Genomic DNA, 465 nt, shown 5'->3' on the forward strand with positions numbered 1-465 from the left:
CGCCTTGCGCGCCGCGCTGGCGGCCGAGCAATCGGCACGTCGTGAGGCGGAGGCCCGCGCCACCGGCGCCGAGGCGATGGTGGCCCACCTCAAGCTTCTGATCGCCAAGCTGCGGCAGGATCGCTTCGGCGCCTCCTCCGAGCGTGGACGCAAGCTGCTGGACCAGATGGAGCTCGAGCTCGAGGAGCTGGAAGCGGCTGCCAGCGAGGACGAGGCGCAGGTCGGCGTGACTGGCCAGGATAACGTCAGTGGCTTTACCCGTCGGCGCCCCGTGCGCGGCCCACTGCCCGATCATCTCCCCCGGGAACGGGTGGTGGTGCCGGGCCCCACGGCCTGCCCGTGCTGCGGCGGCAAGCTCGCCAAGTTGGGCGAAAGCATCATCGAGACCCTGGAGGTCGTGCCGCGGCAATGGAAGGTTATCCAGACGGTCCGCGAGAAGTGGAGCTGCCGATCCTGCGAGACGAT

The 465-nt window shown here is 69.7% G+C and carries 1 protein-coding gene; it reads left to right on the forward strand.

All coding sequences use genetic code 11. The features are described from left to right. A partial coding sequence (locus ACYQ7X_RS17480) for a transposase domain-containing protein (RefSeq protein ID WP_459698351.1) occupies positions 1–465 on the forward strand: 465 nt, incomplete at both ends.

It is taken from the genome of Acidisoma sp. C75 (assembly GCF_054665095.1).